The organism is Arthrobacter sp. KN11-1C (assembly GCF_052180225.1).
Taxonomy (GTDB): domain Bacteria; phylum Actinomycetota; class Actinomycetes; order Actinomycetales; family Micrococcaceae; genus Arthrobacter.
In genome coordinates this window covers 4,221,652-4,237,206 of the sequence record NZ_CP197467.1, presented here as the reverse complement: position 1 = coordinate 4,237,206, position 15,555 = coordinate 4,221,652, and the positions used below count along the sequence as shown (strand labels likewise).

Sequence of the window (15,555 nt, the reverse complement as noted above, 5' to 3'; positions counted from 1 at the left end):
CGCTTAAGCACAGCGCCACTTAAACACAGCAGCCGCTTGCCTGTCGGAGGCAAGCGGCTGCTGTGTTGTGGGGTCTAGATGGTGCGTGGTGCCTTCGCCAGGTTGTCCTTGAGCTCGGCTGCGTTCTGCCGGACCACGTAGGCCGGGCGGTCACGCTCCACGCGCCAGCTCTCGTCGAGCGGCCCGATGTTGACGGTGTCGAAGCCGAACTCGTCGTAGAGCTTCTCCACGAGCTGGGCGGCCTCGGGGTAGTCGCTTGCTGTAGCCAGTGCGCGGCGGTTGTCGGTGCCCGCCGGGGTGCCGTCGGTGCCGATCTGCTTCGCCATGATGTGGTTGAAGCCCTTGGCCACCTTCGACGTGGGCAAGTGCTTTTGCAGCAGGCCGGACGTGGTGGCTTCGCCCGTGTCCAGCTCCGGGATGCGGCCGTCGCGCTCCCAGTAGTAGTTGTTCGTGTCGATCACAATCTTGCCCGCGAGCGGCTCCACGGGAATGTCCTGGTAGCTCCTGAGGGGAACGGTCACGACGGCGAAATCGCCCGCCGCTGCCGCCTCGGCCGGTGTGGCGGCCCGGGCATGTGCGCCAAGCTCCGCCACCAGTTCCGCAAGGGTTTCCGGTCCCCGGGAGTTGCTGATCACTACGTCATAGCCGAGTTCGACCGCCTTGCGGGCGACTTGGCTGCCAATGTGTCCTGCACCGATGATTCCGATTGTTGTCATATGTGCGGGAACACCGTCTCCGGCGCAGATATTTCATAGCTGGCGACGCGCAATTTCCCTGGCGCCACCCAAAGAGCCTCACGACACCCGGATTCCGGTGTCGCCAGGGATTTATCGTGTCGCAGGGCACGGTTCGCGGCTTTACGTAGAATAGGCACCATGACTCCCGCTGTTGACACTGCCGCTGCCCGTGCCCGCCTACTTGAATTGATCAAGGAACTGGCGGTCGTCCGCGGCAAGGTGATCCTTTCCAGCGGTGCCGAGGCGGACTACTACATCGACCTGCGGCGCATCACCCTCCACCACGAGGCCTCGAAGCTGGTTGGCCAGGTCATGCTCTCCATGATCGACGACGCCGGAATCGCCGTTGAGTGCGCCGGTGGCCTGACCATGGGCGCGGACCCGGTCGGAACCGCCGTGATGCATGCCGCCGCCGACGCCGGGCGCGCCGTCGACGCCTTCGTGGTGCGCAAGGCGCAGAAGTCCTACGGCATGGGCCGCCAGGTGGAAGGCCCATCGGTGGAGGGCCGCGACGTCGTGGTTCTCGAAGACACCTCAACCACCGGCGGCTCGGCGTTGACCGCCGTCGAGGGCGTCCGCAAGGCAGGCGGCAACGTGGTGGCCGTGGCCGTCATCGTGGACCGCAACACCGGCGCCAAGGAAAAGATCGAGGCCGAAACAGGAGTGCCGTACCTCTTCGCCTTCGGCAAGGACGAGCTGGGACTCGACTAGTCCGAAAGAGTTTGCGCACAGCTTGCGCCCTTCAATCGCGTCATAGGGGACAAGAGCTGCACAACAGACTCCCAAGCCTGGGCGGGTTTGGGGGGACCGTGTGCCCGTCGGACGAAGCGCCTAAGCTGGCTGCGTGAACTATCGGGCAGGGAAATTCCCTCGGAAGCAGCAACGCTGGCAGGACCCGGGCTCCCTCGCCCGTGTCCTCCGGCAAGCTGCCGAGCTGAAGAGTTTTTCCCGCCGCAGTTTCCTCATTGGAGCGGGCGCTTCCACGGCGCTCGCGGCGGATATGCTGTTCACCCGCCAGGTCCAGGCAGAACGTCGCGTCACCAAGATCCTCCCGGTGGGAGACGATGTCGCCGAGTCCTACTACCCAAACTCGAGTTGGATCCTCTTCCCCGGTTACAAGACCAGCTGGGAAGAAGCCCAATGGATCCTCAACTCGCTCCGGGGTTCGCTCCGGCAGCGGGGGCAGATGGCCGCCGTCGGATACTCCAACCTGGGGTTGGAAGTCGCCGAGGTGGTGGACGCGGTGCTCGCCTACGTCAACGAGCGCAAGCTGAACACCCTGTATTTCTACGGCCACAGTTTCGGCGGAATGCTGGCCACCGAAGTGGCTGCCCTCCTGCGTGAACGGAACGGCGTCAGCGTCAAGCTGATCCTGTTGGATTCATCGCCGTTCAGCAAGTACGACATCCTTGACCAAAGCTGGTTCGACGGCGTCGTGTTCTTGTACGAGAGCGGATTCCAGGTTCCGTCGGTGCTCCGCGGCGGCTACGAGCTGGGCGAGCGCGTGGTCAACAAGCACGAACGCACCTGGGGGCAGATCTGGGACCAGACCTTGGAGCAGCTCTCGCCGATCGCGCCGTCGAGTGTCCTGATCCAGAGCGAATCCGACTATATCTACCACTTCGACGGCACACGGTTTGTCGACCGGCTGGGGGATACCAAGATGGCCTTTATCGGGAACCCGAACGATGACACGGTGAATTACGCGACGGCCCGGGCTGCGTGGGCCAAGACGTTCCCCCTCAACATCGCGTCCACGGGACGCAGGACCGACGGCGCCCGGCCCGCGCATGCGAGTCCCCAGTGGAATCCCTTTATCTACAATCCGATCATCGAGGACCTGGAGAACGATCTCTTTCCGCTGCCCCGGGCCGGCTCGAGGGTGGTGTTCTACTGAGCGGTGCCCGCCACAAACGCCGCTACCTGCGCCGCAGCCCATCCAGCTCGGAACCGCTCAGGCCGGCCTCGCGCAAGTAATCCGCCGCGGTGCCGAACTCGTGCCCGAAACGGTCCAGGAAGTATTCCATCGCGGCTTCCGGGGATTGCAGCAGCATGAGCGAGGGACTGAACGCTTCCTCCGGAACCTCGGGGACAGCCAACCGCCACGCCGCCGCCATGGTTTCGAGCATCGTGGGGAGGGCAGCGGTGCTTGCGGCGTAGTCCGCCACGACAGCCGCATGGTCCGTATCCGTCGCGAGGAGCGCCATGGCCGATACGACGCCGGTGCGGTCCTTGCCGAGCGAGCAGTGGATCAGTGTGCGCTTGCCATGGGCCGCAGGGCGCAACGATTCGGCCACCCAATCGGGGCGGGTGCGCACCCAGCCAAGGTAGAGCTCGCCGAGGTCTTCGGCCGTGCGGATCGATTGGAGCCCGTCGGAAGCCGTGCGCGGATCGAGGGGGTTCTCCACGAGTTCCACGGCGCCGTTGGCCAGTTGCCAGGGCACGATGGCGCGCTCGTACTCGCTCCGCAGATCCACCACCGTCTGGATGCCGTGACGTTCCAGGAAGGCAGCCGTCGCCGCGGTGTCCATGCCAAACGGCTGGCTGCCCCTCAGAATGCGGCCCCCCGCCAGGGAGCGGAGGTTCAGCACAGCCATGGCACCCGTCCCTTCTTTAGATCTGGTTCTTGAGATCCGCTACCGAATTCAGGACCTGGTTCGGCCGGAACGGGAACGAAGCGATTTCATCGCGCTGCGTGATGCCGCTGAGCACCAGGACCGTGTGGAGCCCGGCTTCCATGCCCGCGATGATGTCCGTATCCATGCGGTCACCGATCATTGCCGTGGTCTCCGAGTGCGCATCGATCTGGTTCATGGCGGAACGGAACATCATGGGGTTCGGCTTGCCCACAATGTAGGGCTCGCGGCCGGTCGCCTTGGAGATGAGCGCCGCGATGGCGCCGGTGGCGGGCATCGGGCCGTCCTTCGAAGGGCCGGTGGCATCCGGGTTGGTGGCGATGAAACGCGCACCGGCGAGGATCAGCCGGATGGCCATGGTGATCGCTTCGAAAGAGTAGGTACGCGTTTCGCCGAGCACCACGAAGTCCGGGTTCTGGTCGGTGAGGATGAAACCGGCCTCGTGCAGCGCCGTCGTGAGCCCTGCCTCACCGATCGTGTAGGCGCGGTTCCCTGAGTCCGAGCCCTGCACCTGGTCCTTGAGGAACTGTGCCGTGGCCAGGGCCGAAGTCCAGATGTTCTCCTCCGGGATTTCCAGGCCGGAGGAGCTCAGCCGGGCCGCCAGGTCCCGCGGCGTGAAGATCGAGTTGTTCGTGAGGACAAGGAACCGCTTGGAGGTGTCCACCCAGCGCTGGATCAGTTCAGCCGCTCCGGGAACCGCCTGGTTTTCGTGGACGAGGACACCGTCCATATCCGTGAGCCAGCATTCGATTTCGTGTCCGTTGCGGTAAAGGGTTGAGCTCTTCGGGGTTTCGCTTGCGTTCTCCATGCTTTTCCTCCGCGTAGTGGCTGGTTCTCGTCCCAAGTCTTTCATCTTTCGGCCTCCGCGACACCCGGGTGTCCTGGGTTACGGCACTGGGTTACGGCACTGGGTTTCGGCGCCGCAGGCGGCACGGCGCGGGCTAGGGTTGAGGAGTGACTGACCGGCCCCAGAACCCCGCCCCTACCGACTCCACTGCTTTTCCGACCATCGTCTCCCCTACCGAGGGTGAGTCCGAAGCGAAACCGGAGGTCGGCGTCGGGCCCTGGGAAGGCGACTGGCCGGAAGGCGAGCAGTGGGACCGGGACCTCCTGGCCGACGGCGACCGCCGCAACGTCGTGGACAAGTACCGGTACTGGAAGCACGAAGCGATCGTCGCGGACCTGGATGCCCACCGGCACGATTTCCACATTGCCATTGAGAACTGGCAGCACGACCTGAACATCGGCACCGTAGTGCGCACCGCCAATGCGTTCCTCGCCAAGGAGGTCCACATCATCGGACGACGCCGGTGGAACCGTCGCGGGGCCATGGTCACCGACCGCTACCAGCACGTCCGCCACCACCCCACCGTGGAGGACTTCGTGGAGTGGGCGCAGGGGGAGGGGCTGGCCATCATCGGCATCGACATCTTCCCCGATTCCGTGCCGCTGGAAACCTACGAACTTCCGCGCAACTGCGTGCTCGTGTTCGGGCAGGAAGGCCCCGGCCTGACTCCCGAGGTGCACGACGCCGCCGTCGTCACCTTGTCGATCGAGCAGTACGGTTCCACGCGGTCCATGAACGCGGCGTCGGCCGCGGCCATCGCGATGCACGCCTGGATCCGCCGGCATAACTTCGGCCAGCGGGTTTCCTAGGGGACCCGGCCGGGAGGACCTCCGGCAAAACGTCCGCAAGTGTTACCCGTCTCCGTGACCGGAAACACGGTGCCGGATTCGAAGTCGCTAGGATGGTGCCTAGCCGTATAGGTCTACTCCAGGGTCAACAAAACCCACAGACGAAAATCAGCATAGGAGTCAGCATGCCCATCGCAACCCCAGAGATTTACTCCGAGATGATCGACCGCGCGAAGGCCGGTGGATACGCGTTCCCGGCAGTGAACGTCACCTCGTCGCAGACCCTGAACGCCGCCATCCGCGGCTTTGCCGAGGCTGAATCGGACGGCATCATCCAGGTCTCCACCGGTGGTGCGGCTTACTGGTCCGGCGCTTCCGTCAAGGACATGGTTGCCGGCTCCCTGGGCTTCGCGGCTTTCGCCCGCGAGGTAGCCAAGAACTACAACGTTAACATCGCCCTGCACACGGACCACTGCCCGCAGGACAAGCTGGCCGATTTCGTCCTCCCGCTGCTTTCTGCTTCCGAGGAAGCCGTCAAGGCCGGCAAGGACCCGATCTTCAACTCGCACATGTGGGACGGCTCGCACGAGACCCTGTCCGATAACCTCCGGATCGGACGCGAGCTCCTGGAACGCGCGGCTGCGGCCAAGATCATCCTCGAGGTCGAGATCGGCACGGTCGGCGGCGAGGAAGACGGCGTCGAGAACGAGATCAACGAGAAGCTCTACACCACCACCGAAGACGCGCTTGCCACCATCGAGGCACTCGGCGCCGGCGAGAACGGCCGCTACCTGACCGCGCTGACCTTCGGCAATGTCCACGGCGTCTACAAGCCGGGCAACGTCAAGCTCCGCCCCGAACTGCTCAAGCAGATCCAGGCCGAGGTCGGCGCGAAGATCGGCAAGACCAACCCGTTCGACCTCGTCTTCCACGGCGGCTCGGGCTCCACCGAGCAGGAAATCGCGGATGCTGTTTCCTACGGCGTGATTAAGATGAACATCGACACGGACACCCAGTACGCGTTCACCCGTCCGGTGGCCGGACACATGTTCTCGAACTACGACGGCGTCCTGAAGGTCGACGGCGAAATGGGCAACAAGAAGACGTACGACCCGCGCGTCTGGGGTGCCTCCGCCGAAGCCGGCATGGCCGCCCGCATCGTGGAAGCCGCAAAGCAGCTCGGTTCGGTAGGCAAGACCTTCTAATGTCCGACGAATTCCGCAAGAACCTGATGGGCCCCGAGCCTACGCTCCTGCCTGCTGAGACCGAGATCTACCAGCACCTTGCCTTGGGGCAGGAAGCACTGGACCTCGTGGCCAAGTACCCCACGTCTTCGTTGCTGTGGGCGATCCTGGCCGAGGAAGCCTGGGCTGAGGGGCGGACCATCGATTCCTATGCGTATTCCCGCGTGGGTTACCACCGTGGACTGGATTCGCTGCGCCGCAACGGTTGGCGCGGCGTCGGGCCCATCCCGTGGGAGCACGAGCCCAACAGGGGATTCCTGCGCGCCCTGTACTCCCTCGGCCGGGCATCCGCCGCTATCGGCGAGGCTGAGGAACCGGAGCGGATCGAGAAGTTCCTGAACGACTCCGATCCTGCCGCGAAGGCAGCGATCGAAGGCTAGGACAACTGTCTTAAACGCCGACGGCGGCCGCTCACCTTTGAGGTGGGCGGCCGCCGTCGTGCTTCCCCCACCCAACTAGCTCGCAGTTAATGTCGTTATGAGGCGTCAAAACGACAACAAGTGCGAGTCAGTTGGGTCGGGTCCTAGGAGACCGGGGTGAGGCCGGTCCGGGCCATGGCCTCGGCGTAGGCGCCATGGATGAGGTCCAGGTACTCCTGCTGGCGCGTGGGCGAGCCGGCGAAGGAGCGTCCACCGAGCGAGCGGACCTTGAACGTCTTAAAGCCGCGGCGGTGGATGCTCTGCGGTGCGGCCTTCATGAGCTGGTCCGCCAAACGATGGGCTTCATTGCCGTGGGCTACGAGCACGGAGGTGCGAGGCACGATCGCCAGGAGACGCAGGAGTGGCTTGAGGCCTTCGGTGATGTTGGCGGGAGTCAGCTTGCCCGGCTCGCCGTCGGGCTCGATCCACGGGTAAACGTTCCACGGCATCATGAGTTCCGGACGCAAGCCCAGCTGCCACTGCATGCCCACCATGCGGGTAGCGGCGTCCGAGTCACCCGGGACGATGAAGCCCGAGCCCTCCGTGGTGCGGGTGTTGGAGAAAAGGCCGATGATGCGGCACTCGTCAACGCTGTGGACGGGGTCCACGTAGAGGACTTCGCTGCCCGGCTTCTGTTCTTTGAGGGAATCGCAAAGCCCCGTGACCTCGGCGATGTGGGGTTCGAAACGTCGGTTCCAGAGCTGCTCTTCGCGTGTTTCAGTCGCCAGGTCTTGCATATGGGCTTGGGTCTCCTACGTGTAGCGAGGCGCACTTGTCCGGCCGGGAGCGGTTTGCCGCGACCGGTCGGATTGGGTGCAGTGTTGGGGGCTGGTTAACTCTACCGGAACGGCGGTGGGCTGTGGGGTGAATCCGGACTTCTGTGGTGGGACTCTCGACAGGGCATGTGCGTTAAAGGGAACGGCACCGTCCCGATGGATTCGGGACGGTGCCGTTTGGGAGACGCCTGCTACTGCTTGTTCTCGTTCTGGTCGTCGCCTTCCTTGGTCCGGGAAACCACGGTGCCGTTCGATTCGTTGAGGATCAGCTTCACGTCCCGGCCGTTGTCGAAGTTGAACATCGCGTTGATGGAACCGGCCTTGGCGTCCGCCGAGGAATCGCCGATCTGGCCGGTGCGCCAGTTGTCCTCGATGAAGCGAAGGATGGATGACTGGTCCGTCTGGGTGTGGTCCACGAAGTTCTTCTTCGCGAAGGGAGAGATCACCACGAGCGGCTGGCGGGGGCCGGGGCCGCAACGGTCCGCATAGCCTCCGGCCATCGGGACACCCTTGTTGTAGGCGTTGAGGCACCATGCGGCGTCGTCAGTGGTGTTGGAGGAGTTCTTGACGGCGGCCGCGACGTGGTCGTACCAGCCATCCGAGTCATCGTAGGCGAGGACGACGGCGGTGCTGTCCCAGTTCTTCGAGTTCTGGATGGCGTTCACTTGCTGCGTGATGAACTTCTGCTCGTCCAGTGGATCGGAGTAGCCGGCGTGGCCGTCCTGCGAGCTTCCAGCCTTGAGGAAGGAGACGGCGGGCATGTTGTCCGAGTTGACCACCTTGGCGAAGTCCGTGGTGTCGTACTGGTGGTTGGCCTGGCCGTTGTGCCCGATCTCGTCGATGCTGGCAGGGGCGAGGTGGTGCGGGTTGGCCGTTGATTTGTAGTACTGGAACGGCTGGTGGTGGGGGCTGTAGTCCGTGACCGTTGCGCCTGAAATGTTGGTGTGGGTGCTCATGCAAGCTGCCGGCGTGGTGTCCGTTGCCGCCGTCGTCGGGGCAAAGCCGCCCTGGAACCAGCCCCAGCTGACTCCCTTGTCGTTGAGGAGATCACCGATGTTCTTGCCCTGCATGGCGGCGAGGTTGTTCTTGCTCGCGTGGCTCTTGTTGGAGCAGTCGTCGTAGACCGGATCTGGGTCTTCAGTCATGGTGCCGACGCCGTTGGCGTCGGGGAATTTGACGGTGTAGTCGCTGCTTGCGGGCTTGACCGGTTGTCCGGCGGCAGTGTATTCCGTGACCCCGTGGGTCTGGCCGGACACGAGGTTGAGCGCGCCGGGGCTGGACGGTCCGAACCCGGTGCTGAAGTGCGAGTCGCTCATGGCGAAGTTCTGGGCGTAGTTCCAGATCCCGGTCACGGTGTTGCCGTCGTAGTAGTCAGTGGTAAGCCCGGGACGGCCGAACTGGCCACCCGAACAGGTATCCATGCTGGTGTTCTCGACGAACTTGTTCATCAGGCCGCCGTTGTAGGCCTTCTGTTCCGCGGTGTATTCGTGGTCCTGGTCGCACGTGATGGCTTGGCTCGGCGTCAGGCGCTGTGGCTGGACCGAGTTGGGATTGTTGGGCGCCAACAGATTGTCGTGGGCGAGGGTGGCGATGTTCTTCGGCGTGTTCTTGGCCGCCGTGAACGCGGGGGCCGCTACGCCGGTGCCCTGCTGGGTTTCGCCGGGGATGTTGGCGGCTTGCGGATACGTCGCGAAGTAATGGTCGAAGGAAACGTTCTCCCCGAAAATTACGACGACGTGCTTGATGGGTGTCGCCGTTCCCTTTTGGTCGTTGTTGGCCGAGGCCGGCGTCATGCCGAACCCGATCAGGCCGGCGGCGATCGTGGACGCTGCGAGTGCGCTCACTCCTGCCGTTGAGAGGAGGCGCCTGTTGCGAAAGTTCATGGACTTCCCTTCAGATTCACGGGCAGTGCCCGCCCAACTGACTCGCATTTGTTGTCGTTTAGAAGGCTCATAACGACAACAAATGCGAGTCAGTTGGGGTGTGTTGGGGGTGAGGATTCACAAAGAATGTAGCCGGTCGGCTGGGGTGCGGTGGCCGATTCCGGCGCTCAATCCGGACTGTTTGGGAAGAGTTCACATTCTGCTCACGGGGAACTTCGAGTGCGCTGTCGCTGCTTTCATGTCGCCCTTCGGCCATATGACAAGAGGTCCAAGAGCGGCATCGGCTAAACTTGGCTGGTAAGAGCCCCGGAACTCTTGCTGATCTCGCCGGTGAACTTTTGCGGAAGTCCTCGGGCAGGGCCGAAAGATTCGGGGCGTTCTCATGTACGGCGCTGAGCCTTGGTGATCCCGCCAGGACCGGCCCGAAAGAATGGGGGAGGATCCCATGCCAGCTATCGTGATCGTCGGAGCCCAGTGGGGCGACGAAGGCAAAGGCAAAGCAACCGACCTGCTCGGTGGCCGCGTTGACTACGTGGTCAAGCCCAACGGCGGCAACAACGCCGGGCACACCGTTGTGGTGGGCGGTGAGAAGTATGAGCTCAAGCTCCTTCCTGCCGGCATTCTGAGCCCCAACGCGATTCCGATCATCGGCAACGGCTGCGTGGTGAACCTTGAGGCCCTGTTTCAGGAGATCGACGGCCTGGAAGCCCGCGGCGCCGACACGTCCCGTTTGCGCGTCTCAGCCAATGCCCACCTCGTAGCGCCTTACCACCAGGTGTTGGACAAGGTCACGGAGCGCTTCCTCGGCAGCCGCGCCATCGGCACCACCGGCCGGGGCATTGGCCCGGCCTACATGGACAAGGTGGCCCGCTTGGGTATCCGCGTCCAGGATGTGTTCGACGAATCGATCCTCCGCCAGAAGGTGGAAGGCTCGCTGCGCCAAAAGAACGAGCTCCTGGTCAAGGTCTACAACCGGCGCAACGTGGTGGTGGACGAGATCGTGGAGTATTTCCTGTCCTACGCCGAACGCCTGCGGCCGCTGGTCATTGACAGCACCCTGGTCCTCAACAATGCACTGGACGAGGGCAAGGTGGTCCTCATGGAAGGTGGCCAGGCCACGTTCCTCGACGTCGACCACGGCACCTACCCGTTCGTGACGTCCTCCAACCCGACCGCCGGCGGCGCGTCCGTTGGCTCGGGCATCGGACCCACCCGGATCTCGCGGTCCATCGGCATCATCAAGGCCTACACCACGCGTGTCGGCGCCGGACCGTTCCCCACGGAACTCTTCGACGAGATGGGCATGTACCTGCAGAAGACCGGTGGCGAATTCGGTGTCAACACCGGCCGCCCGCGCCGCTGCGGCTGGTACGACGCCGTCCTGGCCCGCCATGCTTCCCGCGTCAACGGCTTCACGGACTACTTCGTCACCAAACTGGACGTCCTGACCGGCATCGAGCAGATCCCGGTCTGCGTGGCCTACGACGTCGACGGCGTCCGCCACGACGAAATGCCCATGACCCAGACCGAGTTCCACCACGCAGTGCCGATCTTCGAGTACTTCGACGGCTGGACCGAGGACATCACCGGCGCCAAGACGCTCGAAGACCTCCCCGAGAACGCCCGCCGGTACGTGCTGGCCCTCGAGAAGCTCTCCGGCACGCGCTTCTCCGCGATCGGCGTCGGCCCGGACCGGGACCAGACGATCGTGGTGCACGACCTCATCGAGGACTAGGCGCCAAAGCTAAATCACGACGACGGCGGGTCGCCCTTTCGGGGGCGGCCCGCCGACGTGCGTTCCGGGCCGGATGGCCCGAAAAACAAGGTGCGAAAAAACTTTTGGAATCCGAGTAACCCTTTGGGGTGCCCCGACGATTACCTCTTTGAAAGGCCGAGCTGAAATTTGTCCCCCATCATGTTTCAGCTCGGCCCTTTTCATGTCTGAAGGGGTTTCGTGGATGTGCAAAAAGTCCGGGAGAGGCAAGCCCCCGGAACAGAAGGCTGGTCCTTGGGCATGGCGGGAACAGCGGTTAAGCTAGGTGAGGTTGCCCGGCCCTGCCGCGTTTGGGCGGCACCGAGGATCTCGCTTGGATCCGGACATTCGCTCCCCAACGAAAGCCACGCTTCAGTGACCGACGCCTTGACTGATGCAGCCTTGCTGGCCCTTCGCGGCCGGGAAGCTGAACTGTTCAGCGCCGTCTACCAGGCCTTCGCGGGCCAGGTGCTCGGCTACCTGACGGCGAAAGGTGTCTCGGATCCCGAAGCTGTCACACAAGACGTTTTTCTTGCCGTCCTGCCGCGCATCGAGACGATCACGGGCGGCGTCAGCGGTCTGCGGACCTTCGTGTTCTCGGTGGCTCACGCCCGGATGGTGGATGACCATCGCCGGCAAAGCAGGGCGCCTGAGCATCACGAGTTCGAACCTGAGCGTGACACGCGCCAGTCGAGTTCGGCGGAAGCCGAAGCGATGAACCGTGTGGCGCCGGGCGAAGTCATGGCGCTGCTGGATCTCCTTGGAGAAGATCAGCGGGACGTCCTGGCGCTTCGTATCGTCGCCGGTCTGACCGTGGACCAAGCAGCCGAAATCATGGGGAAAAGCCAGGGCGCAGTCAAGCAACTGCAGCGCCGGGCGTTGAATTCACTCCGCGAGCACTCGGTAGTAAAGGAATACGTGGCGCCATGATGCGTTGGGATTGCAAGGACATTGACCGCGATGCGATCATCCTCGAGCTCATGCTTGAGGCCGGCCTCACGGACACCCCGGAACTCACGGATTCTTTGAAGGCGCTGGAATCGTTTGCGTCCATGCCCGCGCCGGCCCCCGGTCCCGCACTCGCGGCGATGTTGGCTGGCTCGACGCCGGGCGACGGCTCCGCCACGACCGCCCGTGACTCGGCAACCCCTCTTCCCCTCGACGAGCTCGCCAGACGGCGTCAATTGCGCAAGCATCGTCCCGCCGTCATTGGTGCCGCCGTCCTGACCGCCATGGGCCTGGGCGTCGGTGGCGTTGCGGCCGCGAGCGGCGGATTCAGCAAGGGAACGCCGGAATTCATGCAGACGCTGATCTCCGGCTGGGCACCCGCTTGGACCACAGCTCCGCCGTCGCTGGTACCTCCGGCCCCCGCACAGGACTCCCCGGAGGTCACGACGAACCCGGCTCCCGTCGACTTGCCGCCGTCAGCGCCCCCTGTGGCAGGCCCATCGGCTGACCCCGTGGCGTCCGCCCCGGCCAGCACGGGGGAAGCGGCACACCAGCCGGTAGCACCGGTGGCCGTTCCAGCGCCGGCAAGCCAACCAGGCCAGGAGCAGTCCGAAGCGCCTAAGCACGGCGGGCCCAGGAACGACCCACAGGGAATCCTTCCGCAACCCAAAACTGCCATCCCGTCCGCCCCCGCGGCGAAGGACCTCCAAAACGGGGTGCAGCAAGCAGTTGGGAACGCCCAGGATGACGTGTCCCTGAAGCCTGCCGGGGCTTCGTTGCGCTGGCTGCTCGGACTCCTGTCCCGCTAGTAGGCTGGAGCTATGACACACGTCAACGATCCGGCAGTCATTGACCGGCTGATGCGAACAAAGGGCCGCTGGGCCATCGTGGGACTCAGCACGAATGAGTGGCGCTCCGCGTTCGAAGTAGCTCTCTATGTTCGCGACACCATGGGCATGGAGATCATCCCGATCAACCAGAAGGGCGAAGACGTCCACGGCGAGACCGGCTACAAGTTCCTCGCCGACGTGCCCCTCGAGAAGCAGCCCATCGACGTCGTCGACTGCTTTGTGAACTCTTCGCGCGTTGGCGCGGTAGTGGACGAAGCGATTGCCGTGGGGGCGAAAGCCGTGTGGCTCCAGCTCGGAGTAATTGACGAGGATGCAGCGGCGCGGGCCAAAGCTGCCGGCTTGGACGTAGTCATGAACGCCTGCCCGGCGCAGGTGGGCTGGCGGAGCGGCATTTAGAGTCAGTCGCATTACCGGAACGGCACGCCTCGACGGCGTCACTTTCCGTTAACCGTCCGCTGGTATGTTTCGGGAGCCATCCCCCTTTCGAGACCAGGAAATCCCCATGTGTGACGACCATCCCTCCACCGCGAGCCGACGCACCGCGCTCGGTCTCCTCGGGGCTTCCCTCGTTGCCGGTCTCGGGGCATGCGCTGCCCCCGGAAGTCCGTCCGCGGAAAGCCCGACGGCGGCCCCGGGCAAGGCGGGCCCCTCGCCGTCGTTGTCCCCAAGCCCGGCGATGAGCCCCACACCAAGTCCTGCCGGTCCCGGTCGGCTCCGGAACCCCTTCGTCCCTGACTTCACGTTGCCGCCCATCCAAGGCGGACTGGCTCCGGTGATCACCAAGATCCCCACCAAACATCCGGTGGTGTTCCTCACGATCGACGACGGGGTGGTCAAATCGCCGGAAAGCGTCCGGCTCCTCAAAGAGAGCGGCTACCCGGCCACGTTGTTCCTGACGAGCAACACCGTCAAGGACAACCCCACATTCTTCAAGGCGTTCATGGACCAGGGGAGCCTTGTTGAAAACCATACGGTCAGCCACAACGTCAATATGACGACGCAATGGGGCTACCAGCGGCAGCTTGAGGACATCGCGGGAATGCAGGATTTCGCGGTCCAGCAGTACGGCCGCAAGCCCACCCTGTTCAGGCCTCCCGGAGGCGCCTATTCGACGGTCATGCGGCAGGCCGTGGCCGCAGCCGGGTTGAAGGCGATCATTACGTGGGAAGCCAAGGCCAATGCCGGCCGTATGGATTACCAGTACGGCAACTCCCTCCGGCCCGGGGATATCGTCCTGATGCACTTCCGTCCCGAATTCGCGGCGGACTTCGAGGCTTTCCGCTCGGCGCAAGTGGCCGCTGGCCTGGAAGTGGTGCTCCTCGAGGACTTCCTGGGCGTTGCGTGAGGCGGCCGGTCCGCTCGTCGCCGCATTCCGCTAGTCTCGCTACATGGACGCTGCCACACTCCGCCAAATCTGCCTGAGCTTCCCCGGGACGTACGAAGACTTCCCGTTCGGCCCTGAAACTTCGGTCTTCAAGGTCAGGTCAGCCGTGTCCGGCGGTTCCAAGCAGGAAGGCAAGATGTTCGCCGCCTCTGCGTTGGACGAGCAGAACTTGGCAGTCAGCCTCAAATGCGATCCCGCCTTGGCCGCTCAACTTCGCTCGGCCCATCCGGAAATCACCGGCGCCTGGCACATGAACAAGACACACTGGAATGGCGTGCGACTGGACGGCGCCCTGCCCGACTCGATGGTCCGGGACATGGTGGAGGACTCCTATGACCTGGTGGTTTCCTCTCTGAGCCGGAAGCAGCAGGCGCAACTGGGCTGGGCCCGGCTCGCCAGGGACTGACACGCGGACCCCGTCTGCCGCTTCGGCTAGATTGTGAGTGGACCGCACCTTCCATCGCCTCGAAGCAATCAGGAGGAGCCAGATGCTGGAACAAAAGACCCTCGATGAACTGTGGAATTTTGAGGACCCTGCGTTGTCGGAAGCCCGCTTCCGCGAAGCCATGACCGATCGCGCCTACGATGCCTTTGAACAGGCCGAGCTCGCCACCCAATTGGGCCGGGCCATCGGGCTGCAGGGCCGCTTCGAGGAGGCGGACGCCCTCCTGGACGGGATCGACGCCGAAGAGGAACCGACCGTTGCGGTGCGGATTCTCCTTGAGCGCGGCCGCCTGCTCAACTCGGCCGGCCACCCGGCCATGGCTGTTCCGCTTTTTGAGCAAGCCGCCGAGATGGGAGACCTCCTGGGCGAAGATTTCCTCGCCGTGGACGCACTTCACATGCTGGCCATCGCGGACTCCGGCCACCAGGAATCATGGACGCGCAGCGCGCTGGAGTACGCCTCGGCCGTCGAGGATTCCCGCACCAAGCGGTGGATGGTTTCTTTGCACAACAACCTCGGTTGGGCGATGTACGACGACGGGCGGCGCACCGAGGCGATGGTCGAGTTCCAGCTGGCCGAACAGTGGGCTGAGCGGGTAGGAACCGAGCAACAGCGGCAATGGGCGCGCGAGGCCGTCGCCCAATGCGCGAAATCCTTGAATTTGCGGGGCTAGAACACCCAAATGACCCCTCTTGAGCGGCAGGATTGTCAGATCACATTTTGACAAAAGTTGATTGAAACTGCCCTCAAATATTGCTTTTCAATCACTCGTGGTGAAGTATGTCACACGAAGGGCGCGTCGCAGCGGCGGTGCCCGGACCGATCGACTGCCGGCCGAGGCGCC

Annotated in this window: 17 protein-coding genes; 12 read left to right on the top strand and 5 right to left on the bottom strand. The window is 63.9% G+C overall.

What is annotated here, in order from left to right:
- Positions 1-74 precede the first annotated feature (74 nt).
- Positions 75-716 (bottom strand): NADPH-dependent F420 reductase, encoded by a 642-nt coding sequence (locus ACSBOX_RS19795; RefSeq protein WP_442543989.1) that lies wholly within the window; start codon positions 714-716, stop codon positions 75-77.
- A 159-nt stretch (positions 717-875) separates the two neighbouring features.
- On the opposite strand from ACSBOX_RS19795, the gene pyrE reads away from it, so the two are divergent.
- Positions 876-1,448, top strand: a complete 573-nt coding sequence (gene pyrE / locus ACSBOX_RS19790; protein ID WP_442543988.1) for an orotate phosphoribosyltransferase — start codon at positions 876-878, stop codon at positions 1,446-1,448.
- A gap of 133 nt (positions 1,449-1,581) precedes the next feature.
- Positions 1,582-2,634: a thioesterase domain-containing protein gene (locus ACSBOX_RS19785; RefSeq protein WP_442543987.1), complete on the top strand. Its 1,053-nt coding sequence runs from the start codon at positions 1,582-1,584 to the stop codon at positions 2,632-2,634.
- A gap of 22 nt (positions 2,635-2,656) precedes the next feature.
- Here ACSBOX_RS19785 and ACSBOX_RS19780 read toward each other — a convergent pair whose 3' ends face one another.
- Both ACSBOX_RS19780 and ACSBOX_RS19775 read right to left on the bottom strand, forming a co-directional pair.
- The gene (locus ACSBOX_RS19780; RefSeq protein ID WP_442543986.1) at positions 2,657-3,334 is read right to left on the bottom strand and encodes a tyrosine-protein phosphatase; all 678 of its coding nucleotides are present in this window, start codon (positions 3,332-3,334) and stop codon (positions 2,657-2,659) included.
- A 16-nt stretch (positions 3,335-3,350) separates the two neighbouring features.
- Positions 3,351-4,181 (bottom strand): HAD-IIA family hydrolase, encoded by an 831-nt coding sequence (locus ACSBOX_RS19775; protein WP_442543985.1) that lies wholly within the window; start codon positions 4,179-4,181, stop codon positions 3,351-3,353.
- Between the two features lie 200 nt (positions 4,182-4,381).
- On the opposite strand from ACSBOX_RS19775, the gene ACSBOX_RS19770 reads away from it, so the two are divergent.
- The 3 genes from ACSBOX_RS19770 (at position 4,382) to ACSBOX_RS19760 (ending at position 6,632) form a co-directional block, all read left to right on the top strand.
- On the top strand, positions 4,382-5,029 hold the full coding sequence (locus tag ACSBOX_RS19770; RefSeq protein WP_442546074.1) for a TrmH family RNA methyltransferase: 648 nt from the start codon (positions 4,382-4,384) through the stop codon (positions 5,027-5,029).
- A 164-nt stretch (positions 5,030-5,193) separates the two neighbouring features.
- A complete protein-coding gene (gene fbaA, locus ACSBOX_RS19765; RefSeq protein ID WP_416031237.1) occupies positions 5,194-6,213 on the top strand; it encodes a class II fructose-bisphosphate aldolase in 1,020 nt (339 codons plus the stop codon).
- Positions 6,213-6,632: a DUF3151 domain-containing protein gene (locus ACSBOX_RS19760; protein ID WP_078106777.1), complete on the top strand. Its 420-nt coding sequence runs from the start codon at positions 6,213-6,215 to the stop codon at positions 6,630-6,632. Before fbaA ends, ACSBOX_RS19760 begins: the two co-directional genes overlap by 1 nt.
- Positions 6,633-6,775: 143 nt before the next feature.
- Here the strand turns inward: ACSBOX_RS19760 and ACSBOX_RS19755 are convergent, their stop codons facing one another.
- Together ACSBOX_RS19755 and ACSBOX_RS19750 are read right to left on the bottom strand one after the other, a co-directional pair.
- Complete coding sequence (locus ACSBOX_RS19755) at positions 6,776-7,408, bottom strand: uracil-DNA glycosylase (protein WP_442543984.1); 633 nt, start codon at positions 7,406-7,408, stop codon at positions 6,776-6,778.
- Between the two features lie 230 nt (positions 7,409-7,638).
- A complete protein-coding gene (locus ACSBOX_RS19750) occupies positions 7,639-9,330 on the bottom strand; it encodes a phospholipase C (RefSeq protein ID WP_442543983.1) in 1,692 nt (563 codons plus the stop codon).
- Positions 9,331-9,775: 445 nt separating this feature from the next.
- Between ACSBOX_RS19750 and ACSBOX_RS19745 the strand changes: the two genes are divergently transcribed.
- From ACSBOX_RS19745 to ACSBOX_RS19715, 7 genes are all read left to right on the top strand, one after another.
- Positions 9,776-11,065: an adenylosuccinate synthase gene (locus tag ACSBOX_RS19745; protein WP_059388506.1), complete on the top strand. Its 1,290-nt coding sequence runs from the start codon at positions 9,776-9,778 to the stop codon at positions 11,063-11,065.
- Between the two features lie 393 nt (positions 11,066-11,458).
- Positions 11,459-12,013 (top strand): RNA polymerase sigma factor, encoded by a 555-nt coding sequence (locus ACSBOX_RS19740; RefSeq protein ID WP_442543982.1) that lies wholly within the window; start codon positions 11,459-11,461, stop codon positions 12,011-12,013.
- Entirely contained in the window at positions 12,010-12,840 is an 831-nt protein-coding gene (locus tag ACSBOX_RS19735) for a hypothetical protein (RefSeq protein ID WP_442543981.1), read from the top strand. The genes ACSBOX_RS19740 and ACSBOX_RS19735 overlap by 4 nt, the downstream gene beginning before the upstream one ends.
- 12 nt (positions 12,841-12,852) lie before the next feature.
- Positions 12,853-13,278, top strand: a complete 426-nt coding sequence (locus ACSBOX_RS19730; RefSeq protein ID WP_442543980.1) for a CoA-binding protein — start codon at positions 12,853-12,855, stop codon at positions 13,276-13,278.
- A 106-nt stretch (positions 13,279-13,384) separates the two neighbouring features.
- A complete protein-coding gene (locus tag ACSBOX_RS19725) occupies positions 13,385-14,227 on the top strand; it encodes a polysaccharide deacetylase family protein (RefSeq protein WP_442543979.1) in 843 nt (280 codons plus the stop codon).
- 43 nt (positions 14,228-14,270) lie between these two features.
- A complete protein-coding gene (locus tag ACSBOX_RS19720; protein ID WP_078106768.1) occupies positions 14,271-14,672 on the top strand; it encodes an MmcQ/YjbR family DNA-binding protein in 402 nt (133 codons plus the stop codon).
- Between the two features lie 82 nt (positions 14,673-14,754).
- Positions 14,755-15,384 carry a hypothetical protein gene (locus ACSBOX_RS19715; RefSeq protein ID WP_442543978.1) on the top strand — a complete coding sequence of 210 codons (630 nt, stop codon included), beginning with the start codon at positions 14,755-14,757 and terminating at the stop codon, positions 15,382-15,384.
- The last annotated feature ends 171 nt before the right edge of the window (positions 15,385-15,555 follow it).

Coding starts and splice junctions, on each gene's coding strand:
- fbaA (WP_416031237.1), top strand. CDS start 5,194: ATGCCCATCGCAACCCCAGAGATTTACTCCGAGATGATCGACCGCGCG.
- ACSBOX_RS19735 (WP_442543981.1), top strand. CDS start 12,010: ATGATGCGTTGGGATTGCAAGGACATTGACCGCGATGCGATCATCCTC.
- ACSBOX_RS19760 (WP_078106777.1), top strand. CDS start 6,213: ATGTCCGACGAATTCCGCAAGAACCTGATGGGCCCCGAGCCTACGCTC.
- ACSBOX_RS19715 (WP_442543978.1), top strand. CDS start 14,755: ATGCTGGAACAAAAGACCCTCGATGAACTGTGGAATTTTGAGGACCCT.
- pyrE (WP_442543988.1), top strand. CDS start 876: ATGACTCCCGCTGTTGACACTGCCGCTGCCCGTGCCCGCCTACTTGAA.
- ACSBOX_RS19720 (WP_078106768.1), top strand. CDS start 14,271: ATGGACGCTGCCACACTCCGCCAAATCTGCCTGAGCTTCCCCGGGACG.
- ACSBOX_RS19725 (WP_442543979.1), top strand. CDS start 13,385: ATGTGTGACGACCATCCCTCCACCGCGAGCCGACGCACCGCGCTCGGT.
- ACSBOX_RS19775 (WP_442543985.1), bottom strand. CDS start 4,181: ATGGAGAACGCAAGCGAAACCCCGAAGAGCTCAACCCTTTACCGCAAC.
- ACSBOX_RS19780 (WP_442543986.1), bottom strand. CDS start 3,334: ATGGCTGTGCTGAACCTCCGCTCCCTGGCGGGGGGCCGCATTCTGAGG.
- ACSBOX_RS19755 (WP_442543984.1), bottom strand. CDS start 7,408: ATGCAAGACCTGGCGACTGAAACACGCGAAGAGCAGCTCTGGAACCGA.
- ACSBOX_RS19745 (WP_059388506.1), top strand. CDS start 9,776: ATGCCAGCTATCGTGATCGTCGGAGCCCAGTGGGGCGACGAAGGCAAA.
- ACSBOX_RS19730 (WP_442543980.1), top strand. CDS start 12,853: ATGACACACGTCAACGATCCGGCAGTCATTGACCGGCTGATGCGAACA.
- ACSBOX_RS19750 (WP_442543983.1), bottom strand. CDS start 9,330: ATGAACTTTCGCAACAGGCGCCTCCTCTCAACGGCAGGAGTGAGCGCA.
- ACSBOX_RS19795 (WP_442543989.1), bottom strand. CDS start 716: ATGACAACAATCGGAATCATCGGTGCAGGACACATTGGCAGCCAAGTC.